This is a genomic window from Vibrio sp. Isolate30 (assembly GCF_022397975.1).
Taxonomy (GTDB): Bacteria; Pseudomonadota; Gammaproteobacteria; order Enterobacterales; family Vibrionaceae; genus Vibrio; species Vibrio fortis.
This window is the reverse complement of the sequence record NZ_JAKEUS010000001.1, coordinates 220,418-242,938: the sequence shown is the minus strand read 5'-3', so window position 1 is coordinate 242,938 and position 22,521 is coordinate 220,418. Positions and strand designations below refer to the sequence as shown.

General features: G+C 45.9%; 23 protein-coding genes. 7 read left to right on the top strand and 16 right to left on the bottom strand.

What is annotated here, in order from left to right; translation table 11 throughout:
- Positions 1-4: 4 nt before the first annotated feature.
- Genes L1D60_RS01125 through L1D60_RS01110 form a run of 4 tightly spaced genes read left to right on the top strand, consistent with a single transcriptional unit; the run spans position 5 to position 5,158 of the window.
- Complete coding sequence (locus L1D60_RS01125) at positions 5-1,270, top strand: TRAP transporter large permease (RefSeq protein ID WP_150896982.1); 1,266 nt, start codon at positions 5-7, stop codon at positions 1,268-1,270.
- 9 nt (positions 1,271-1,279) lie between these two features.
- Positions 1,280-2,209, top strand: a complete 930-nt coding sequence (locus tag L1D60_RS01120) for an AEC family transporter (protein WP_239839342.1) — start codon at positions 1,280-1,282, stop codon at positions 2,207-2,209.
- A gap of 43 nt (positions 2,210-2,252) precedes the next feature.
- Complete coding sequence (locus L1D60_RS01115) at positions 2,253-3,323, top strand: Gfo/Idh/MocA family oxidoreductase (RefSeq protein WP_239839341.1); 1,071 nt, start codon at positions 2,253-2,255, stop codon at positions 3,321-3,323.
- An 11-nt stretch (positions 3,324-3,334) separates the two neighbouring features.
- Positions 3,335-5,158, top strand: a complete 1,824-nt coding sequence (locus L1D60_RS01110; RefSeq protein ID WP_239839340.1) for a sugar phosphate isomerase/epimerase and 4-hydroxyphenylpyruvate domain-containing protein — start codon at positions 3,335-3,337, stop codon at positions 5,156-5,158.
- Positions 5,159-5,253: 95 nt separating this feature from the next.
- Here the strand turns inward: L1D60_RS01110 and ahpF are convergent, their stop codons facing one another.
- The 15 genes from ahpF to L1D60_RS01035 form a co-directional block, all read right to left on the bottom strand.
- The gene (ahpF, locus tag L1D60_RS01105; RefSeq protein ID WP_239839339.1) at positions 5,254-6,852 is read right to left on the bottom strand and encodes an alkyl hydroperoxide reductase subunit F; all 1,599 of its coding nucleotides are present in this window, start codon (positions 6,850-6,852) and stop codon (positions 5,254-5,256) included.
- Between the two features lie 282 nt (positions 6,853-7,134).
- Positions 7,135-7,818, bottom strand: a complete 684-nt coding sequence (ahpC, locus tag L1D60_RS01100; RefSeq protein WP_239839338.1) for an alkyl hydroperoxide reductase subunit C — start codon at positions 7,816-7,818, stop codon at positions 7,135-7,137.
- 280 nt (positions 7,819-8,098) lie between these two features.
- On the bottom strand, positions 8,099-8,620 hold the full coding sequence (locus L1D60_RS01095) for a DUF3833 domain-containing protein (RefSeq protein ID WP_239839337.1): 522 nt from the start codon (positions 8,618-8,620) through the stop codon (positions 8,099-8,101).
- Positions 8,621-8,635: 15 nt separating this feature from the next.
- Complete coding sequence (locus tag L1D60_RS01090) at positions 8,636-9,199, bottom strand: chalcone isomerase family protein (protein WP_345772850.1); 564 nt, start codon at positions 9,197-9,199, stop codon at positions 8,636-8,638.
- Positions 9,200-9,202: 3 nt separating this feature from the next.
- A complete protein-coding gene (locus L1D60_RS01085; RefSeq protein WP_239839336.1) occupies positions 9,203-9,727 on the bottom strand; it encodes a DUF2878 domain-containing protein in 525 nt (174 codons plus the stop codon).
- Positions 9,705-10,985 (bottom strand): cyclopropane-fatty-acyl-phospholipid synthase family protein, encoded by a 1,281-nt coding sequence (locus L1D60_RS01080; RefSeq protein WP_239839335.1) that lies wholly within the window; start codon positions 10,983-10,985, stop codon positions 9,705-9,707. The genes L1D60_RS01085 and L1D60_RS01080 overlap by 23 nt, the downstream gene beginning before the upstream one ends.
- A gap of 31 nt (positions 10,986-11,016) precedes the next feature.
- Positions 11,017-11,892 (bottom strand): DUF1365 domain-containing protein, encoded by an 876-nt coding sequence (locus L1D60_RS01075; RefSeq protein WP_239839334.1) that lies wholly within the window; start codon positions 11,890-11,892, stop codon positions 11,017-11,019.
- Positions 11,889-13,142 carry an FAD-dependent oxidoreductase gene (locus L1D60_RS01070; RefSeq protein ID WP_239839333.1) on the bottom strand — a complete coding sequence of 418 codons (1,254 nt, stop codon included), beginning with the start codon at positions 13,140-13,142 and terminating at the stop codon, positions 11,889-11,891. Before L1D60_RS01070 ends, L1D60_RS01075 begins: the two co-directional genes overlap by 4 nt.
- A 2-nt stretch (positions 13,143-13,144) precedes the next feature.
- Complete coding sequence (locus tag L1D60_RS01065; protein WP_239839332.1) at positions 13,145-13,858, bottom strand: SDR family NAD(P)-dependent oxidoreductase; 714 nt, start codon at positions 13,856-13,858, stop codon at positions 13,145-13,147.
- Position 13,859: 1 nt separating this feature from the next.
- The gene (locus L1D60_RS01060; protein ID WP_239839331.1) at positions 13,860-14,291 is read right to left on the bottom strand and encodes a nuclear transport factor 2 family protein; all 432 of its coding nucleotides are present in this window, start codon (positions 14,289-14,291) and stop codon (positions 13,860-13,862) included.
- Positions 14,292-14,319: 28 nt separating this feature from the next.
- Positions 14,320-15,717: a deoxyribodipyrimidine photo-lyase gene (phrB, locus tag L1D60_RS01055; protein WP_239839330.1), complete on the bottom strand. Its 1,398-nt coding sequence runs from the start codon at positions 15,715-15,717 to the stop codon at positions 14,320-14,322.
- Entirely contained in the window at positions 15,714-16,661 is a 948-nt protein-coding gene (locus L1D60_RS01050; protein WP_239839329.1) for a DUF1722 domain-containing protein, read from the bottom strand. Before L1D60_RS01050 ends, phrB begins: the two co-directional genes overlap by 4 nt.
- Positions 16,662-16,733: 72 nt before the next feature.
- Positions 16,734-17,450 (bottom strand): ChrR family anti-sigma-E factor, encoded by a 717-nt coding sequence (locus L1D60_RS01045; protein ID WP_239839328.1) that lies wholly within the window; start codon positions 17,448-17,450, stop codon positions 16,734-16,736.
- Entirely contained in the window at positions 17,443-18,072 is a 630-nt protein-coding gene (locus tag L1D60_RS01040; protein WP_239839327.1) for a sigma-70 family RNA polymerase sigma factor, read from the bottom strand. The genes L1D60_RS01045 and L1D60_RS01040 overlap by 8 nt, the downstream gene beginning before the upstream one ends.
- Before the next feature lie 83 nt (positions 18,073-18,155).
- A complete protein-coding gene (locus L1D60_RS01035; RefSeq protein WP_239839326.1) occupies positions 18,156-18,725 on the bottom strand; it encodes an LON peptidase substrate-binding domain-containing protein in 570 nt (189 codons plus the stop codon).
- 298 nt (positions 18,726-19,023) lie between these two features.
- Between L1D60_RS01035 and L1D60_RS01030 the strand changes: the two genes are divergently transcribed.
- On the top strand, positions 19,024-19,410 hold the full coding sequence (locus L1D60_RS01030) for a tautomerase family protein (RefSeq protein ID WP_239839325.1): 387 nt from the start codon (positions 19,024-19,026) through the stop codon (positions 19,408-19,410).
- A gap of 89 nt (positions 19,411-19,499) precedes the next feature.
- On the opposite strand, the gene L1D60_RS01025 is transcribed toward L1D60_RS01030, so the two are convergent.
- Entirely contained in the window at positions 19,500-20,297 is a 798-nt protein-coding gene (locus L1D60_RS01025) for a DUF4344 domain-containing metallopeptidase (RefSeq protein WP_239839324.1), read from the bottom strand.
- A 184-nt stretch (positions 20,298-20,481) separates the two neighbouring features.
- Here L1D60_RS01025 and L1D60_RS01020 point away from each other — a divergent pair, with 184 nt between their 5' ends.
- Complete coding sequence (locus tag L1D60_RS01020; RefSeq protein WP_032553629.1) at positions 20,482-20,838, top strand: YibL family ribosome-associated protein; 357 nt, start codon at positions 20,482-20,484, stop codon at positions 20,836-20,838.
- A 314-nt stretch (positions 20,839-21,152) separates the two neighbouring features.
- The gene (gene gltS, locus L1D60_RS01015; protein ID WP_239839323.1) at positions 21,153-22,379 is read left to right on the top strand and encodes a sodium/glutamate symporter; all 1,227 of its coding nucleotides are present in this window, start codon (positions 21,153-21,155) and stop codon (positions 22,377-22,379) included.
- Positions 22,380-22,521: the final 142 nt, after the last annotated feature.

Sequence of the window (22,521 nt, the reverse complement as noted above, 5' to 3'; positions counted from 1 at the left end):
TACTATGCCATCAATAGCTTTAATGGGCGGTATGCTCGTATTTGGTGTTCCGTTAGTGTTTGCCATTATTTTGGCTATGTCGTTCTACGTAACGAGCACTCCAATCTCAATCAGCCTTGTTGCACAACGAATTTTTAGCGGATTAGACTCATACTCTATTCTGGCTGTTCCACTGTTTGTTCTTGCTGGTGAGCTGATGAACAAGAGTGGTATTACGAATCGTATTATCGATTTTGCTAACGCCTTGGTTGGTCATTTCCGTGGTGGTTTAGCACAAGTAAATATCTGGTCTTCGGTGATGTTTGCCGGGATCTCAGGTTCAGCGGTAGCAGACACTTCTGCACTGGGCCGAGTGTTTATTCCTCAAATGGAAAAAGAGGGCTACAGCAAAGAGTTCTCATCAGCACTGACCGCTGCCTCTTCGGTGATTGGTCCTATGATTCCACCGAGTATTCCGGTGATCATCTACGCGCTTATCGCCAGTGGTGTCTCGGTTCCTGCTCTGTTCTTAGCGGGTATTGTTCCGGGTGTCTTGTCGGCAATCGCCCTGTCAGTGTTTGTTTTCTTCTATGCGACCAAACATAAGATTGTGAACACCGGTGTGCGAACCAGTCGTCGCAAAGCTTTGGTTAAAGCCTTTGTACCACTGACGATGCCAATCTTTATCCTTGGCTCAATTCTAATGGGTATTGTAACGCCGACGGAAGCGGCCGCATTTGCTGCATTCTATGCGCTGTCGGTCGGCATGTTCATGTACAAATCAATCAAACTCAGCGACTTACCTGAAGTGTTTATGCGTTCAATGCGCGATTCTTCTATCGTATTGATTCTGATTGCTGTTGTCTCTGTAGCAAACTGGCTGCTGACGTTCTCGCGTGTACCTCAATACATCAGCCAACAGGTGCTTAGCACTATCTCAGATCCGATTATGTTCCTAATCATGGTGAACCTAATCCTACTGGCGGTGGGCCTGTTCCTTGAAGGCATTGCAGCCATGCTGATTCTGATCCCAATCTTCCATCCGATTGCGATGAGCTTTGGTATCGACCCTGTTCACTTTGGCATTGTGGTTATCTTCAACCTAATGATTGGTTTGATTACACCACCAATGGGCATCTGTCTGTTTGTCTCCAATACCATTTCCAAGGTTGGGATTGCTGCGATATCGAAGCAAGTTATTCCTCTATTCCTACTGGAAGTCGTGGTGCTGTTCTTTATCACTTTCGTACCACAGAGCGTGCTCTTCCTACCGAAGTTATTCGGCTACTAGAGAAAAACAATGTTTGTATTTGAAGTGTTGCTGCCACTGATTTTTATCGTGGCAGTAGGGTTCCTCACGACCAAAAAAGGCTTTTTTAGCCAACAATTCGTCGCTGAGGTGAGCAAGTTCGTGCTGTATGTATCGCTGCCAGCCGTGATCATCAGCAGCTTGAGCAGCATTGAATTAGGGCAGGTCATCCACGTCAACTTCATGCTGGTGTATGCCATTGCTGGCTTGAGCGCGATGACCGTGGCGATATTGGTCAGCAAAGGCTTACTTAAGTCCACTTGGACGGAAAGCTTCATCAATGGTCTGGGCAGCGGTATGCCAAACAGCGCATTCGTCGGCTTTCCAGTCGTGTTATCGCTGTACGACGGTCAGTTCATTGAAGCATTTTTAATGTGTGTGCTGATTGAGAATCTGGTGTTTATCCCATTGAGTTTGATTTCACTGGAGTTTGCTCAAGGTCGTTCGTCAAGCATCAGTGAGCAGCTAAAGATTGTCGCGGGTCGTATTAGTCGCAACCCAATTATCTTAGCGATCAGCTTTGCTTTAGTCGTGAATATCGCGGGGATTCGCTTGCCAGAATTTATGACGGAAGGGGTATCCATTTTTGCGAAAACATCGGTTGCATTGGCTCTGTTTGCTATCGGTGGGGCGCTGGGGCAGTCACTGAAATTTGAGCAGTTCAGACGAATCGCTTTTGTCTCTTCTATGAAGCTGGTGTTTTTCCCGTTGGTAGTCGTTGCACTGCTGATGACGCTACCCGTAGAAGGGGATCTCAAGTATGTCTTGTTGATCTTTGCAGCGTCACCGATGTTGTCCATCTACCCCATTTTAGGTGGGCTATATCAACAACAACGCTTCTGTTTAAACACTCTAATTATCACGACGGTAGCCTCTGGACTCTCGCTGTCCGTCGTAATTGCTATCACAACATCATCATAAAAATAGACGCCTGTAGAGCGTGAATGAAAAATAAGGTCATAACATGGAACAAGTTAAAATTGCTGTCGCTGGGGCAGGTCTGATCGGGAAAACACACATCAAACTGGTTTCTGAAAACGCGCAATGTCAGTTGGCGTCGATTGTTGATCCTTCTCCGGGTGCAAAAGAGGTTGGCGAAGAATATGGCGTTAAGGTTTACGCCAGCTTAGAAGAGCTGTTTGCTCAAGACAAGCCAGACGGTGTGATCTTGGCGACACCAAATCGCCTGCATGCTATTCAAGCGCACGAGTGTATCAATGCTGGCGTGCCTGCCATTGTCGAGAAGCCTGTTACTGATTCGATAGAAGATGCTATTGAGCTTCTTAAGCACGCAAATCGTGAAGAAGCAAAAATGCTGGTTGGTCACCACCGTGCTTATAGCCCACTGCTTGAGACAGCTAAGTCGATCATCGACAGCGGCGAATTGGGTAAGACGGTATCTATCATGGGCAGCGCCATGTTCTACAAACCGGATTACTACTACAACGAAGGCGAGTGGCGCAAAGTTAAAGGCGGCGGCCCGATCTTAATTAACATGATTCATGAGATTGGCAATCTGCGTCATCTGGTTGGCGACATTGTTGGTGTCCAAGCGCTCAATTCAAGCGCTACCCGCGAGTTCGAAGTGGAAGATACAACCGCAATCTCGCTGCGATTTGCCAACGGTACACTGGGTTCATTCATGCTGTCCGATGCCTCGGCAAGCCCGCGCAGCTGGGAACAAACCTCGCAAGAGAACAAGACCTACGCGACTTATGAAACTGAAGATTGCTACCACGTTGCTGGCACTAACGGCTCGCTATCGATCCCGACAATGCAGATTAAGTCGTTTAAAGAGGGTGTGACGCCTTCTTGGTGGAATGCGATGGAAGAGCGCCAAGAGCCAGTAACGCGTGAAGATCCACTTAAGCGTCAACTTGAGCATTTCTGCGCCCTAATTCGTGGCGAAGAACAGGCACCAAAAGTCAGCATTTACGATGGCCTGCAAAATCTGTTGGTGATCGACGCCATCATCAAAGCGACAGAAACGGAGCAATACGTTCCGGTTCAAGATGTTACTGCACTAGTTAATTAAGGGAGTTTAGGATGAAGTATTCAATCGCGACCGTTTGTCTATCTGGCACTCTTGAACAGAAGATGCATGCAGCGGCAAAAGCCGGTTTTCATGCAATCGAAATTTTTGAAAATGATTTAACTCAGTACCGTGGTTCTGCAGCCGATGTTAAACGTATCGCTGACAGCATGGGGCTTGAGATCTTGGTTTTACAACCTTTCCGAGACATGGAGGGGATGCCTGATGGTCTTCGTCAAAAGAAATACAAGATGATGGAGCGTAAGATGGATCTGGCGCATCAACTGGGCACCAAACGCCTAATGATGTGCAGTAACGTCAATCCACTCTCGACCAATAATCTTGACCGCTGCGCTGAAGATCTGCATGCCTTGGCAGAACTGGCCAAGCGTGAAGACATGGAACTGGGTTACGAAGCGCTGGCATGGGGTCGTCATATTGCCGACTACGATGATGCTTGGAATTTGGTGAAGATGGTCGATCATCCGAATCTTGGTGTGGTATTGGACACCTTCCACATGTTTGCTCGTGGCAACACACTGGATACGCTGCGTGAAGATATTCCAGTGGAAAAGATTGCCTTAGTGCAGGTCGCTGATGCGCCAAAAATGCAGATGGATATTTTGCAATACAGCCGCCACTACCGTTGCTTCCCGGGGCAAGGCGATTTCCCAGTTATCGACTTTGTGAAAACACTCAAAGATAAAGGTTACGATGATTACCTCTCTCATGAAGTGTTTAACGATGAGTTCCGAGCCTCTTCTCCGAAAGAGAAAGCAGTTGATGGCGTGCGCTCACTGAAATGGCTAGAAGATCAGACCAACAATTTGTTCGAGATGCCGAGCGTGTCTGATTTGAGCTTCATTGAATTTGCGGTAAAAGAGCGTGAAGATAACCCATTTACTGATGTAATTGAGTCATTAGGCTTTAGCAAAACACATTGCCACAAGAGCAAGAACGTCGACCTTTACCAAGTAGGTGATATTAACTTCGTCTTTAACTACGAGAAAAACAGCAACGCTCAGGCTTACTTAGAAGGTCATGGTGAATCTGTGTGTGCGTTAGGCGTATTAACCAAAGATTCAGACCGTTTGGTTGAACTGGCAAAACGCTACAATAGCCCTGCGATTTTCCAAGCTCGCCAAGAAAATGAGCTGGATATTCCAACGCTCAAGAGTTCAAGCAACTTAATGATTCATCTGTTAGATGAGAACCAAGCAGACAAGTTCTACGATGTTGACTTTAAGCCCGTCGAGCAAACATCTGCGCTAAATGATAATTTGATTCGCGTTGACCATATTGGTCAAGTCGTGCCACCTGAAACCTTGCTATCAAATCTGTTCTTCTACAAATCCATTTTCGGTTTTGTGCCGGAAGAGAGCTTCGATCTGCCAGACATCAACGGCCTGATAACCAGTCGCACCATCAAAAGCCCGAACGAGAACATTAAGATCGCCCTTAACAGCACCAGTGCTAAGCGCACTTCGGCTCAGCGATTCCTAAATGACTCTAATGGGGCGAGCATCAATCAGATTGCGATCGAGTGCCGAGACATCTTCAAAGCAGCGGCTAACCTATCGCCTATCTATCAATTGAAGATCCCGAATAACTACTATCTAGATATTCAGGCACAGTTCGATTTGGAAGATGAGTCGATTGAACAGCTGCAGCAAAACAACATTCTTTACACCGAAGATGACACGGGTGCGTTTTTCCACTTTTATACTAAGGAAGTGAATGGCTTGTTCTTTGAAGTGGTGCAGCGTGTAGGCGAGTATAAAAAATACGGGGAAACCAACGCCTTTATTCGTCTGGCTTCTCAGTCTTATCAAGATTGAACCTAATCAGCATAGCTATCTGTTGTGCAAAACAAAAAACCACCACTGAATTCAGTGGTGGTTTGCTATTTTGGTAGGCTTAGCGCGCGGTTTGATTAAGCCATTTCTGCTACTTTTTTAGCGACTGGTGCTGGGTTGCGGATTAGGTGGTCAAATGCACCTAGGCTTGCTTTTGCACCTTCACCCATCGCGATGATGATCTGCTTGTAAGGAACGGTTGTTACGTCACCTGCAGCAAACACACCCTTCATTGATGTTGCACCGTGTGCGTCAATTTCGATTTCACCACGTGGTGATAGCTCAACCTTAGTGCCTTTCAACCATTCGCTGTTTGGCATTAGACCGATTTGAACAAAGATACCTGCCAACTCAATCTGTTTTAGCTCATCAGTGTTGCGGTCTTTGTACTCAAGGCCTGTTACTCGGTTGCCATCGCCAAGCACTTGTGTTGTTTGTGCCATCTTGATGATTTCGATGTTCGGTGTTGCGTTTGCTTTGTCGATAAGTACTTGGTCAGCACGCAGTGTGTCTGCAAACTCAAGAACCGTTACATGTTCAACAATACCCGCTAGGTCGATTGCGGCTTCGATGCCTGAGTTACCACCACCGATTACCGCTGTTTTCTTGCCTTTGAACAGTGGGCCGTCACAGTGTGGGCAGTATGCTACGCCTTTGTTGCGGTACTCTTGCTCACCAGGAACATTCATTTCACGCCAGCGTGCACCTGTACTTGTGATTACAGTGCGAGCGCGAAGTGTTGCACCGCTCTCTAGCTCAACGTGGATGTAACCGTCTTCTGTGTCTTCAGCGTCGATGATGTTAGCTGCGCGTTGCTCAGTCATCACTTCAACACCGTATTCTTTTACGTGCTCTTCTAGGCTTGCAACCAGTTTAGGACCTGTTGTTGCTTTCACTGAGATGAAGTTTTCAATTGCCATTGTGTCCATTACTTGGCCACCAAAGCGGTCTGCAACTACACCAGTGCGGATGCCTTTACGTGCTGCGTAGATTGCTGCTGAAGAACCTGCTGGACCACCACCGACAACGAGTACATCAAAAGGAGCAGTCTTGCTTAATGCTTGTGCTTTTTTCTCTGCTGCGCCTGAATCGACTTTGTTTAGGATCTCTGCCAGTGACATGCGACCTTGACCGAACAGTTCGCCGTTAATGAATACGCTAGGTACCGCCATGATGTCGCGAGATTTCACTTCGTCTTGGAAGGCTGCACCATCAATCATGGTTGTTTTGATTAGCGGGTTGATTGCAGACATCATGTTGAACGCCTGCACAACCTCTGGACAGTTTTGGCAAGACAGCGAAATGAAGATTTCAACATTCAGCGGTTGACCAAGGTTTTTGACCTGCTCAATCACTTCATCGTCAAGCTTGATTGGGTGACCACCGCTATGTAGAAGTGCCAATACCAATGACGTGAACTCGTGACCCATAGGTAGACCAGCGAAACCGATGCTCGTGCCTTTTTCTGTGTTTAGAACTTGCATGATTGGCTTGCGATCACTTGCACTATCGTCACGGATAACCACAACTTTGCTCGATAGTTCTGAGATGTCATTTGCCAGCTTCTCTAGTTTGCTTGCTGTTTCGCTTTCATCCAGGCTAAGAACGAGCTTAACGTCATTTTTTAGGAATTCTAAGTATGTTTGCAGTTGTTGCTTCATTGCTTGGTCTAACATGATATGCCTACTTTTCTTTTCTGTTCGGGGGCGCTCTTTTGCGCTGATGGAGCTATATTGCCTTGACCATCACAATTGGTAAATTCGGACGTTTCTATTAGTTTGGTAGGTAAAACCTATCAATAATCGGTGAAACTAATCGACTCGAAAAATTTCTTCTAACATTTTGAATAAAAACAAAAAAACCACATCGTGTGGATGTGGTTTTGAGTATTAAAGCGGCGCGCCAAAGCCCTTTAGGAGGCAGGCTGAGGTGCGCCTGTAGAATCGGTGAGCAGATGCTTAGATCTTACCTACTAGGTCTAGAGATGGTGCTAGTGTCTCTTCGCCTTCTTTCCATTTTGCTGGGCAAACTTCACCTGGGTTGTTTGCAACGTACTGAGCTGCTTTCACTTTACGTAGTAGGTCTTCAGCGTCACGACCGATGCCTTCAGCAGTGATTTCCATTGCTTGGATAACACCTTCTGGGTCGATTAGGAACGTAGCACGGTCTGCTAGGCCTTGACCTTCACGCATTACGTTGAAGTTGTTTGTGATAGTGCCTGTTTGGTCGCCTACCATGAAGTACTCGATAGTACCGATTTTGTCAGACGTATCGTGCCATGCTTTGTGAGAGAAGTGTGTGTCTGTAGATACTGAGTAAACTTCAACGCCGCGAGACTGAAGCTCTGCGTATTTCTCTTGTAGGTCTACAAGTTCAGTAGGACATACGAAAGTAAAATCTGCTGGGTAGAAGAAGAATACTGCCCACTTACCTTTCACGTCTTGCTCTGTGATTTCNCGAGACTGAAGCTCTGCGTATTTCTCTTGTAGGTCTACAAGTTCAGTAGGACATACGAAAGTAAAATCTGCTGGGTAGAAGAAGAATACTGCCCACTTACCTTTCACGTCTTGCTCTGTGATTTCTACGAACTCGCCGTTTTTGAATGCTGTTGCGTTGAATGGTTTTATTTCTGTGTTGATCATGATTTTACTCTCTTTAATTTGTTGTTTTGACGCTGCCTTGCGTCGATGGAGATATATTGCCTCGAGAGGCTCAGAGGGTAAATTCGGACGTTTCTATTGTTCTGATAGGAGATAGCTATCAAGTATGAAAGGCAAAAGCTATTGAAAGGAAAACTAGTGATAGGACAGCCGATTTGAGGTGGTGAAAACAACAAGCCTCGACTCAAAGAGTGAGTCGAGGCTTGTTTGATGCGCTGCTGTGCGTGTTTAACTGATATTTGTGTCTGGGCGCTAGCTGTAGTTAGCGCTTTTCAATAAACAGTATGACTTCGCCGACCTTGAAGCCGAATTTGGACATCTCAGTCTTGTTGAACAGGCGTTTGTCGTCCATTAAGAACATCCAGTCATCGAGCGTTACTTCATACATCGAACCGTCCACTTCTATCTCTAGAGTGTATTGCCAGTAGAGTGCCGAGCCTTGGGTTTCACCATAGGCTTCGCCTATCACATCTCCCGCGGTGCCAGTGTAGGTATTGTCTCCAGTTTTGGTCAGCTTCCAAATTCGTGTGGAACGCTCACCATCGGCAAAGCGGAACCACTCTTTGATTTCGCCTTGATCACCTTGCCATTCTGCGACTAAATCTGCTTCAAAACGGCGCAGCAGGTTGCCAGAGCGGTCAAGTACCATTCCATAGGCGATAAGGTCGCCGTCAAAGAATTCTTCGAGTTTGAGCTCAGGTGTGGTGCCCGTATGTTCGGATAAGTTGGCAGAGCCACACCCAATTAAAAGAGAGCAAAGTAGAAGTAACCATCCTGTTTTCATTCATCGTGTCCTGTTTTATTTGTTGAGCCCGAGGAGCTGCTGACGGAGTTCTGGTTCGGACGTGTTTTCCGATAACCAAATAGAGAGAAAGGCTGGGCCGAATTGGGTATCAGTAATGGTGCCGATCGGTTGCTCATCAAAATAGAATTGGCTTTGTTGATTTTCTGATACGCGAATCGTCAGAGTACTGCCTTGTTTGACGTTAGGCCACATGTCGTAAAGTGGGGCTATCCAACTCTTTATTTTGCTGTCTGAATAGCCGAGTTTTTCCCACTGGTCTTGGGTGGCATCGACGAGGTCTTTGCTGTCGATATCACGATAATATTCAATTTTCAGTGCTTGTTCTGTGCGAGTGGGGGTGGTGTACAGCTCGGCGTTGTAGAGCGTCCAAAAAAGATAGGTCATCTCACCTTCGCCTTGCTTATTTAAGTCACCGACTGGCGAGGCGTTAGCGGTGTTGTGGAATACGAGGGCGCTGAACGCAAACAGTGTTGCAAGCACCGACAGTACGTAGCGCTTCCATTGAGAATAATGAGGGTGGCGCTGAGCTTTAGCACGACCCTGTGATGAATAAGCCATAAGTCACCTCGTTGTCTCCGCCATATTAGGCTTGTTTAGATACGAGTAGCCGGCCACTAGCAGTGGGATCACCAAACCCCAACTGACCGCAAGGGTGGATAACACCCAAACATCTGGCCATGTGGCCTGAAGCGCACCAGCCTTGATGCCGCCCCAGTAGCTACTAGTACCTCCTACGAAGCCAAGGAGAAAGAGGATCACTTTCGGACATTTCATTATCCAATTAAGACTGTGGTTGAAACTGATTAAGAACATCACCCATAAACAAGCGAGCCACACTGGAAACCAAGTTTGATTCGCAATGTTTGGATGGGCGGAAAAGGTGCCAAGACCGATCATCAAACTATCAAGAAGTAGGCCGATGGGCAGCAGCAGTAAAACACGGAAGTCGTCGCGACGAGTGGGTGAGAGAAAGAAATGGAGCGCCACCAACAGCGGCGCTATAAAGACGGCTTGCTCAGTAAAAAAGGCACTGCTTACCCAGGTGGCTTGAAACAGAACAAGGTTAATAATCCAGAACCGTTTCATCTTTTGCTCCAAAGTAGCGAGGCTTACGCGCCACAATGTGGTGAGTGCTGATCACGCGTTCAAGGAATGCGCCCTCGCAATAGCAGAAGTAGAAGGTCCATAATCGCTTGAACTCTTCTGAGTACCCTAAGCTTTGTAGGTCATCCCAGCTCTGCTCAAACGCGACATTCCAATCATTTAGAGTACGAGCGTAGTGCAAGCCGATGTCATCAATTTCTTGGACAACAAGGTCAGTGCTTTGAGCGAGGTGCCCAGTCATGACGGCTACAGATGGTAAACAGCCTCCTGGGAAGATGTACTTCTGGATGAAATCGACCCCTTTGCGATACTTCTCGTAGCGGCTGTCTGCGATGGTGATCGCTTGTATCAACATTTTTCCAGTAGGTTTAAGAAGTTGAGAGCAGGTGGTAAAGAAGGTTTGCAGATACTCATGACCAACGGCTTCAATCATCTCGATAGAGACTAGCTTGTCATATTGACCGGATAGATTACGGTAATCTTCTTTGAGTAGGGTGATTTTGTTACTCAGACCGAGAGCTTCAATACGCTGCTTAGCAAGCTCGTGCTGAGCATCAGAAATGGTCGTGGTTGTGACGTGACAGCCGTAGTTTTGCACCATGAAGATTGCGAGTCCGCCCCATCCTGTGCCTATCTCTACCACGCTGTCTTGCTCGGTAAGCTCCAAACGTTCACAGATGGTACGCATCTTGTTTTGTTGAGCGTCTGCCAGTTGGCTCGCTTGCTCGCTGTAGATAGCAGAGGAGTATTGCATTGATGGATCTAGGAAGCGCTCGTACAGCTCATTACCAATATCGTAATGGGCTAAGATGTTGCGCTTTGAACCTTGCTCTGTGTTGGCATTCTGCTTTCTTAGGAATAAGTTTTTAATTTTAGAAAGCCATTGTGTCTTGTCGTCGAGTTCATCGAGTTGTTGCTGGTTGCGAGCCATAATCTGAATAACACGAGTTAGGTGTGGGCTTGTCCATTTTCCATCGATATACGCTTCTGAAGCACCGATGCTGCCGTTAAGAACAACGTCTTTGAAGAAACTAGAATCATGAATAACGATTTCGGCGTGAAGCGTCGCTTCTCTGTCACCAAATATTGAATGCTCATCCCCTTCGATGACTTCGAGTTGAGCTCCCTGTAAGCGTTCTAAGATGGTAAAAACAAGGCTTCGATACTTACAGTTTTTGTTCAGCACTGCGGTTTGAGGCTGCTGCTTGATGTTGTGATTTTGTTTGGCAAGCTGTTCCATGTAGACCTCGCTGAGAAAATTCTCGTCTTAGTTAATTCTTGTATTGTGGTGGCTTAGAGACTGAGTCTGGGTGCGAGATAAAGGGCACCTTTTTGATGAACAGTTTCAAAGCTTGGTAATAAATGCCTAGCACAACCTTAACGGTCATAGCCGGAGTTCGCATTAGCGTTTGTCGGATACCACTGACAGTCATCGGTTGTTTCTCTAATGCCAGTGTTGCGTCAAACACCTTTTTGTCTCCGGGGTATTGTTCGTCCCTGTGATTCTCAATATGGACTAAAGTGCGGCGAGATGGAGGCTTAATCTTCCAGTGATAAGTCATGTCTAAATCCATAAACGGTGACACATGGAAATCTTTCTTTGCCTTCAATTCTTGCTGCATATCGATCAAATAGTAGTGTCGTTTGCGCCAAGGCGTGTTGCTAACCTCTGCAAGCATGTAACGGCACTCCAAGTTTTCATCAAAGCAAAAGAAGCAGTTGATTGGGCTGAAATAAATTCCGAAACAACGGCACTGTGCGAGCATAGTGACGCGGTTAGATTCGCTCCAATGCCCGCCCAGTAATTTCACTTTGAGTGCTATACGCTGCTTTAGAGATTTTGGTTCACTACGGTTTAACGTTTGGTCGCTGTTTTGCGATTCATAAGTATTTGATGTCTTATCTCCGTCGAAGGTTTTTTCGGGCACATAATCTGACTCAACAAATCGGATTGGGTTGAACCAACGAGTCCCGAATACAAAGCTGCGCGCGGTTGTTTGCTCGACCTCGTCCAAATCGAGGCCCATCATATAGAGCTGATAACTAAACTCGTGGGTAATGGCACCAAAACGGCGGTGCCTTACATTGCCCCAGTAGATACCACTGCGCTCTGTGTTTTCATCGAAATGGCGAGTTGCCGTACTCATAGCCCTAATCCAAAGCGCTTGGTGACGTCGAGAGCGCTGCGCACGCCATCCTCATGGAATCCGTTATACCAATAAGCACCAGCAAAGTGAGTGCGATTGTGCCCGCACATGGTTTCACGCTGCTGTTGTGCCTGAACGGTGTTGGAGTTGAGTACTGGGTGATGATAAATAAACTGACGAATGATCTTATCCGGGTTGATGGCTTCACTCTGGTTGAGGGTGACGCAGAAGGTGGTTTCGTCTTCAATGCCTTGCAGAATGTTCATGTTATAGGTAACACAAGCTGGTCGTTGGCTGTTGCCATCTAACATATAGTTCCAACTTGCCCATGCAAGCTTACGGTCTGGTAACAGCTTGGTGTCTGTGTGAAGCACCACTTCGTTAAGACTGTATGGGATTTCACCCAACACCGCTTGCTCTTGTTCTGTGGCGTCGCCTAATAGCGCCAGTGCTTGATCAGAGTGACAAGCGAAGATCACTTCATCAAATGTTTCTACATCACCGGATTCAAATTCAATGGCAACTTCGCTTTCGTAGCGGGTCACCTGTTTGATGTGGCTGTTGAGCTGAACGGGTTTAGATAAGCGAGATAGGATAACGTCGACATAGGAGCGTGAGCCTTTTGGAATCACGTACCACTGCGGCCTGTTGGTGATATCGAGTAACCCGTGGTTGAAGAAGAATTGGATAAAGAACTTAAGCTCAAACTGCTCCATCTCTTCCAAGCTTGTCGACCAAATAGCGGCACCCATAGGCAGTATATAGTGCTGGCTGAAAAAGTCGGAAAAACGGTAGTGATTGAGGAAGTCGCCTAGGGTTTCATCCTCGGTAAACTGATTGTTTTGAAAGCGTTCTTTACACAGCTTATTGAATTTGATGATCTCGAGAATCAGGGTCCAAAACTGTGGCTTGAAGATATTGCTTCGTTGGGCAAACAGCGAGTTGATGCTGTGACCATTGTATTCAAACTGAGTGCCAGTGTTATGAACGCTGAAGCTCATTTCTGTCTCTTGGCGATCGACGCCAAGCTGCTCTAGCAGTTTGTTGAAGTTGGGGTAGGTGCGATCATTGAAAACAATAAAACCTGTGTCGATACAAAATGCCTTGCCTTGGTGTTCAATATCGACGGTGGCGGTGTGCCCACCCACGTAATCATTTTTCTCAAAAACCGTGACGTCGTGGTGTTTATCTAATACGTGTGCGCAAGTGAGTCCGGAGATTCCGGAGCCAATAATGGCAATTTTTTTCATTGTTATACCATCCTTGAGGCAAGCTTATGCCAAACCGACTGAGGTAAAAATCGCAGACACTTCATGATGAAGATAAACCTGCGAGGGAAATCTATTTCGCTCTTTCCTTGTTCGAGTCCACTGATGATTCTTTGAACGGCTTGTTCACTACTTATAATCATAGGCATAGAGAACGTGTTTCGCTCAGTTAGTGGGGTGTCAACAAAGCCAGGGTGAACGAGAGATACGTGGATATTGTGTGCTGCGAGGTCGACGGCGAGCGTTCGGCCTAAATAAGTGAGTGCAGCTTTAGAAGCGCCATAGGCTTCTGCTCTTGGTAGCGGCAAGAACCCTGCACTGGAACTTACTAAGACAACTCTCCCTCCGGGCTTAATAGATTTAAGCCAAGCTTCTAACGCATAACCGATGGAAACCAAGTTGATGTTTATCACTCGTTCAAGCAGCTTTGCGTCAAAATTAATGGGGTCATCGATGTATTCGCAATCACCTGCGTTCAAGATGACCATATCGAGACCTCTATCTGAATCGATGTTCGGATAGTTTTCGTAATCCAAAAGATCAAAACACAGTGGTTCGATACTGCTGTGTTCGCTCGTTAATGAATCGAGTTTGTCTTGGCTGCGACCACAGGCGATAACGGAGTGCCCGAGCTGAGCATATTTGATTGCTAAATCGCGACCGATGCCTGAGGTAGCACCTGTAATGAGGATTCTCATGCTATTGACTCGCTCTTCGCTTGATGGATTTGATCGCACAGCCAAGAACTGGGATGTGCTCATAGAGCATGGAGCCCACATCAAGATAATCTCGATGATAAATCACCAGATCGTCTTTCATCTTTAAATGAGAGTGCCCTTCAACGGTGATAGGCTTGCGTCCATTGAGTTGCTTGTGTGTAAACTCCATCGACCAATAGACAGCTGCTTCCTCACCCGATTCAAATGTACTGACAATAGTAAAGTGGCAACTGGCTACATTGGTGTAAATGTTCTCAAAGTAACGGGTAAGTGCGTTTAGCCCATCTACTTGATGAAGTGGATCTTTGAATAGGACGTTTTGGTGGTATACATCTTGGAGTGCACCAAAGTCTTCAGTACCCAGCTGCCTATACATATCAAGAAAATTATCTAGCCATCGTGAATTTTCCATGGGTTCACTCTCACTTCCATCTGTCGTGCTATTTATAAAAATCTAGGGCCCTTAATCGTGCTTCTTTGTGCTCAACGACAGGTCCCCAATAACTACTGTTTTGTCCACTCTTAGCGATGAATGTGTGCGGGAAATGCACGTCTTTATCGGGAATGTTTTGCAGCTCTGGAAGATATTTACGGATGAAAACTCCTTTAGGATCAAACTTTTCACTCTGCGTGATCGGGTTGAAAATTCGAAAGTAAGGTTGTGCATCACAGCCGGTGCTCGCAGCCCACTGCCATCCACCATTGTTGGCACTGTAATCACCGTCAATAAGATGCTCCATAAAGAAGCGCTCGCCCCAACGCCAGTCTATTAACAGGTGTTTGGTTAAGAAGCTGGCAACTACCATTCGCAGGCGGTTATGCATCCACCCCGTTTCGAGCAATTGGCGCATGGCAGCGTCCACCAATGGGTAGCCGGTTTTGCCTTCACACCAACGCTGGAAGTCATTTTGATTGTTGTGCCAAGTGAGGCCGTTGTATTTCTCTTGGAAGTTTTCACCCTTAACCAACCTTGGGTGGTGAAATATCAGGTGCTTATAAAAATCACGCCAGATAAGTTCGTTGAGCCAAGAAAACTCAGCACATTGAGTATCGACCAAAAGTTCCGGGTGTTCTTGAATCAGTTGAATGGCTAACCAGCGTGGGCTGATAGCGCCAATGGCAAGATAGGGTGAAAGCCCAGAGGTCCCTTTTATTGATGGGATATCTCGATTCTCTGCATAGTGATAAAGCTTCTCAGCGAGAAATTGCGGTACGACTTGACCCAGTACATTGTCGACTAACGGCCAGCGGGAGGAGTCCTCCCTTGGGAAGTCAAAATCGTACTCTCTGGATAAGGTGTCTAGTTTGGGTTGTGCGTTTTCTGACGCAACTTTCGGATAGTGGGCGCATTCAATACCAGCGCCTTGAACGTATTTGAGCCAAGCCTTTTTGAAAGGGGTAAACACCTTGAACATTTCCCCTTGTTGGTTGAGAACTCGCCCAACAGGAACTATGGTGTCGCAATCAAAGATGGTCAACGTGATACCGAGATCGCGAACCGCTTCGTCTCTCTGCTGCTCGTCTACTTCTGGCTCAGAGTTGGCAACCACTTCGGTAATGCTATGCGCGTGGCAGTAATTGGCAAGAGTGCTTGCTTGGTCGGTAAAATCGGTTGCTTTTAAATGAACAAGCTCAACGCCCAACGAGGCGAGCTGCTCCGAAAGCAAAGTTAAGTGACGATAAATAAAGTCCGCTTTAATCGGTGCTAAGTGGTGTTGCTGCCACTGTTTAGGTGTAGAAATAAAAACGGCGTGGGTAGCGCCGTTTTCAATTGCAGAGATCAAAGCTGGATTGTCATGAACGCGCAGGTCGCGTCGTATCCAGAGTAGAGTGCTCAATATCCGTATCTCAACTTAAGTTCTTGTGGGTGCGGGTTCAGATAAACTTGTGATTGTAAGTACTCGTTCGGGTACTCCATCAAGTAGTGATTGATCAGCGTTAGAGGCACCAATAACGGGATAACACCCTCACGGAAATCATTGATTTGGCGTGACAGCTCTTTCTTGTGCGTACTGCTAAGCTGCTTTTTGAAGTAGCCTTGCAAATGCTGAAGTGTATTGGCATGCGTACCACGATTGGCGTGATGTTGCAGCGCTGTCATTAGCCCTTCGATATAGCGTTCAGCGAGCTCGTTAATTTCCAGATCACTTTCACCTAACAGTTTGCCGAGCTCTTTATAGCCTTCGACGTGGTGGCACATTACAAGGTACTTGTGCGCACTGTGGAATTGGATAAGTTTGTGCTTGGTAATGCCTTCATCGACCAAATCGAGCCACTTCTGGTATGTGAACACGCGAGTCATGAAGTTCTCGCGAAGAATCGGATCATTTAGTCGACCGTTCTCTTCTATCGGTAGCAGCGGGTTATGGTCCATCAACTGTTTGGTGAACATACCAATGCCTGTCGATTCAGAGCCACGGCCGTGGTGATGGTACACTTTTACGCGCTCCATGCCGCATGTCGGGCTTTTTTGGCACACAATAAAACCGGCAATATGCTCGTTATTTTTCGCATAGTTTTGCCCATATTCAATGAGCTCGTTGGTGACGTCGCCAGTACCGTCTGGACGAGACACGTGAATCACATCATCCAACATTCTGGTTTGGCGAATCGTAGGGCGGGGCGTTGGAAGCCCGACTCCCATCTCTGGACACACTGGCTCTAGCTCAACGTAGTCGGCTAGGTCGTCGGTACAGAAACGAGAGCGTTTATGACCCGTATCGAATCTAACTTTGTGTCCTGCAACACAAGCGCTGATGCCGATTTTTATTTTTTTGTTCATAGGTCAAATCCTTTTAAACATTACTCAAGACGTTGTATATAAGATGGTGTGTTTATTAACTTGTTTCAATCATTAATAAATGAATTTGCCAATTGGGTTAAATAACTGACTCACACCTTTTGTAAAGTATAGAGCATCGCTTGACACCGTCAGACATACACATCCTTCCTTAGTGAAAGGTTGATGAGTATGTTCACCATCCAACCAGATGAAATCGCCTTTATGGTATTCACCCATTTCGTCTTCAAAACTGCCTTCTAAAAGCAGGGTGATCTCAAAGCCTTTGTGGGTATGGCAAGGTACGGCACCCTCTTTGTCGATGTGCAGAAGACTGGTGTGATGATCGCCATCTTCAAATTCGAGTCGAGCTCGTGAGATCTTGCCTAGGTTAAGCCAGTCTTTTCTCACCACTTGGTTTAGAGCACGTGGTAATTCGAATTCTGTATCGGCGACTTTTATTCGTTGTGGTGAGCGTTCTTCACTCGCAACAACGACGTCGAGTTGTTCATCCGCAGTGATGCTGTCAATTAAGCTCATGTCGAACTCGGCAGAATTAATGTCATCATTGCCATGTAAAACCGCATTAACCTGATTTTCAATTAGCTCATCAGCGATGATTTCATCTGAACCAAAACTATCGGATGCAGCGAGCTCGGTTAGACGCATAACTTCGGCTTGGCACTGTTCACACATCTCTACATGGCTCGATACGATCAAAGAGAGAGAGTCTGGAAGTTCACCAGTGGCGAAGTCTTTGAGTATTTCCGCAGTTGGGTGATGTTTAATCATGGTTCTGTTCTCCCATATGAAGCTTCAACTTGGCGAGTGCGAGTCTCAGTCTTGATTTCACTGTGCCGAGAGGCACTCCGAGTTGCTGCGCCAATTGTTCTTGAGACAGCTCTTGATAATAAACCCCTTCAACGATGGTTCTCTGCGCGGGTGGCAATTTGTCTATTTGATTGCGAACGTGTCGACTCATTAAATGATCGCTGTACTCGCTTTCGTCATCGCTCGCTTCAGATAAAGCCGCATCGATGGGCCAAATGTCATCAGCGATGTTTTGCTCGGCCTTTGCTTTGACCTTACGTAACGTGTCGAATGCTGCGTTGCGCATTACCGTGTAGACCCAAGTTGTCGCAGCACCTTTCTCGCTATTGTAGAGGTGCGCTTTTTTCCAAACGTTGGTCATTGTGTCTTGGACCAATTCATTGGCAGAGGCTTCACTCCCCAACTTATTGATGCCGAAACGTTTGATTTTGGGTGCGAAAAACTGAAACAGGCGTGTGAACGCTTGCTTGTCTCGATGAGATGCAACTAAAACTAGCCAGCTGGATAACTCTGGCGGCACTTTACTGTCGGGTACGATGACAGACTCCTTGGCTTTTTCGTTTTTTACTTTACCTAATTGCATAATAGACTAACCTTCATCCGGGTTTGAGGAGTAATACGGAAGAAAGTGATGTTTGGATCAAACAAAAAGAAAAAAATTATTTGTTATTCTTGCCCAGTAATTATCTGATTTAAAAAAGGAACCAGCGCAGGAAAACTTGATGGAGAGGTAAAGCGTATTTTCTTTTCTATCGGTAGCGGCATGACTTCCAGAAGTCGAGCACAAATCCACTGTGGGTCTTCAAAATTCGTATTGGGGTAGAGTTCTCGGATCGCATCATGCTCTCTGAATAGCTGCACTAAAAAATCGCTAAACACAGGAGGAAGCTGGCAGTCCAGACTTGGCCAGTGAGGAAGGGTCTCAAAATCGCCTTTCAAGAGTCCTGTTTCATCTCTTCGAGCGTTGAATAGCTTTACCAAGTACTCACCTTCTACGTCGATCTCGAGTAGCTTGTCGTCAGACAGATTGAAGTCGACAATTTTTACCTTAGTGCCCCAGTCTTTGAGTGGGCTGTTGTTGCGATTGTCGTGAGTTGCAATGACGAAACCGTCCCCTTGAGCAGCTTGCGCTACCATGGTGAGATATTTTTGCTCAAAAATTCTCAGGCGTTGTCGACCGCCGGGGAGAATGAAGAGTGGCAATGGGAAGATTGCGTAGTCAGTTTTTGTTTCCATTGAAAGCCTGCCCCAATAAATAATAAAGATGCTCTTTCTTAATCATCCGTAGTGCTGAAAGAGAGGTTGTTATTGGTATACGCTGGGCTATTTATTTTCGATCAAACAGCCATAGTCTTCAGTTCATGGAGAATGACTGGCCATCGAGCATTCTGTTAGAGCTGTCTAGAAAAGAAGCAATGACACTCTCTTTTACAGAGATTATTGCGTAGTATGTGTGATGTGGTTGATACAGACTCGTAGCATAGTTATAGAACTCGTTGAACGTACTCAAATCATCGAAATCCAAGGAATGGTCATGATTGTAATTTATGGAATTAAGGAACACATAAACCCGATTAAGCAACAGTTGTCAGACGTATTACAGCAGTGCTTAAACCGAGAGTTAGGCTTACCTGACGATAAACGAGCGCACCGTTTTGTCCCTTTAGATAAAGAAGATTTCTTCTTCCCTCAAGGTCGTACTGAGGCTTATACGGTTATTGAGATCAACATGATGGAAGGGCGCACGGTGGGGACGAAAAAGCGACTCATCAAGACCATTTTCAGTGAGGTTGAACGACAGTTGGGGTTGTCACCTATTGATATCGAGATCACCATTAAAGAGCAGCCGTCACACTGCTGGGGCTTTCGCGGTATGACGGGCGATGAAGCCCAAGACCTAAAATATAAAATCAATGTCTAAACGTTACTAATAGCTTGTGCATCTTTGATAGCCTTGAGCGTCAAACACGTCGCTCAAGGCTTATTGGTTTGATACTTAATGTGATGAATTTAATTGTCTGTTGGGGTGGTTAAATAGTGATGCCAATTGGTGCTTAGAGTGTCGTAGTTTTCGATACAAAATTCTTTGCGATCTTTTAAGTAGTCATTTTCAACTTCATCTAACAGATTGCTGTGACTTTCTGGATCGCTGCCGTAAACGAGGCAGAGTGTCGAAAAGTAACGTTGGAGATCGAAGCTGTGCTCGTCGATATAGTCCCCCATATCGTAGTATTCAGGTCGATCATCTGACTCATAAGCGAATAGATCGGCTGCACTGATTGCCGCGTCAGCACCATGTTCAATGTAATCAATCAACATGAGAGTCGCAAAGTTGTCCGCGGCATCTTCCTCTTTGCCTAATACCGGTATCTTGTGATCGTAGATGTAAGCATGGGCTGCTTCATGCAGAAGTGTATGCAGCAAAGTATCGACGGCTCCCGCTTCAGGTGACTTGTCATACTTCTCTTGATATTTGTTTTTACGGTAGTAGTTCGCCGACTCTGCGTAGAAGGTGTATGGCATATGAACGACATGCGTACTTGGGTCATACATTGGGCCTTCATTTCCACCATATCGAATCACCAACGGCGTCTTGAATGGAAACAGTTGCTCTGACAATGCCATAAGTGTGTCGTTAACCTCACTATCTTGAATGGCTTTTTTAATGTTCGAGTCTTGTTGGCCGGTGGGCTTTAGATATTCGATGGTGATGTTATCAGGGAGTCGCGTTTCTGATGACGCATAAGGGGTGGCAAGTAGCGCACATGTCATAAAACCGAGAGTCACAGTCTTCCTGATGGCTTGCATATTCACTTCCTATTGTTCTGTTTTTGAGCTCTAGTGTCGAAATTTAGAGTCTAACGATCGTTTGTGAGTGTAGGCTATATTTAGCTTGGTGTGTATTTAGCAGATAAATTTCGGTTCGAGTCAACCCTTGTGCTATACTCCGCGCCCCAATCCGCATTGGCTTGCTTAATTTTAGGAAATTATTATGAGTGCTAAAAACGAACTTCAACAAATTAACAACCGTCTAGACAAGTGTCGCCACAAGTTAGCGGCTGCTAAGGCTCGTAATGATCGTCCCGTTGTTCGTCAATTTGAAGACGAAATTAAAAAGCTAACCAAGAAAATTGCACAGCTGAAACACAAGCAAAGCTACGACGTAAACAAAGAGCGTAAAGCACTGCTAGATATGCCTTTTAGCCGTGAAATTACCAAAGCTGAGCAAGCGGATATGGGCAAACTGAAAAAGTCTGTAAAGGGACTTGTAGTTGTTCACCCAATGACAAAGATCGGCAAAGAGCTTCGTCTAGAGGTTATGACTGGTTACGCACCGAAAAAATTCTAATTGCCAAAGCTGGTAATGAAAGAGGAGCTATTAATAGCTCCTTTTTGCTTTTTTAGGTTTCCAGAACGATGGTTAATACTAAAAGTTACCAAATGTTGTCGTGAATTTTCGAGGTGATTATGGTCACAAAACACCCTAAACCTCGTCAAATTTGACCTAGGACTAACATCTTGGTTGTCTTTCGCTCTATTGTGGAGCGTTTTATAAACTCACTATCTCACCATTTGCATAAACACAGGTAGAGCAGCACCAAAAACTACAGATAAAACTAGACTCATTAGGGAAGATGAGGAACGTAAAAATATAGAGGTGATATGAATCATTTAATTTCAATAGGGCCACTAGAATCTTTCCTAATCGCGATAAGCGTTTTGTTTCTAGGTCATTTTGTTAACGCGAAGCTCCCAGTTCTTAAAAAGTACAATATCCCAGAGCCCATTGTTGGTGGCTTGCTTGTCGCGCTTGCAATCACAGGTCTTCATTTCAACGGCATTGATTTAGAGTTCTCTCTACCGTTGCAAAACACATTTATGTTGATGTTTTTCGCAACGGTTGGCCTAGCCGCGAACTACACCCAGTTGATGAAAGGCGGTGCAAAGGTATTTCTATTCCTTGCTGTCGCATCGGTATACATCATTATTCAGAATGGTGTGGGCGTCACTTTGGCAACTGGATTGGGGTTAGATCCACTAATGGGTCTTATCGCAGGCTCAATTACGCTGTCGGGTGGTCATGGCACAGGCGCGGCTTGGTCTCAAACCTTTGCGGATACTTATGGTATTGCCAATACGCTAGAAATCGCGATGGCTTCGGCGACCTTTGGTCTGATCATCGGTGGTTTGATTGGTAGCCCAGTTGCACAAAAACTGATTGACAAAAACAGCCTTGAATCAGAGTACGGTACGGGCACACATACCCACGAACGCTTCCCTGAGCTTGTGACCTACAACGAATATGAAGAAGACAAAGTAACAGCCAAGAAGGTGATTGAAGTTCTGTTTATCCTTCTTATCTGTATTACTGGTGCTAAGTACTTAGAGCAGTGGGTATCGACCTTTGAAATTAAGTGGCTGATGATCCCAGACTTTGTTTACGCACTGTTTATCGGTGTGTTCATCACCAACGTATTCGAAGTGACGAAGCTGCACAAAACAGACAGTGAAACGGTGGATATTCTGGGTACCGTGTCGTTGTCTCTGTTCTTAGCAATGGCGTTGATGAGCCTGAAGCTGTGGAACATCTTTGATCTGGCGATCCCATTCTTGGTGATTTTGACCGTGCAAGCCGTTGTTCTTGGTTTGTTCTCGTACTTCGTAACGTTCAAGGTGATGGGTTCAAACTACGATGCTGCGGTAATGTCTGGTGGTCACTGTGGTTTTGGCTTGGGCGCAACGCCAACGGCAGTGATGAATATGGGCTCATTGGTGAATCGATTTGGTCCTTCGCCACAAGCTTTCATGGTGGTACCGATTGTGGGTGCATTCTTCATCGATATCGTTAACTTGATCATCCTGCAAGGCTACATTTCGTTTATTGGTTAATCTGCTTGGTGATTAAACAAGCCCCTTAAATGAAAAGCTCCACGTTAATCGTGGAGCTTTTTTTGTAGCTAAAATACAAAGCCAGTAACAAAGTAAGGGATTATTAAGTGACTAGCTTACAAGCACTTACACCATAATTGCG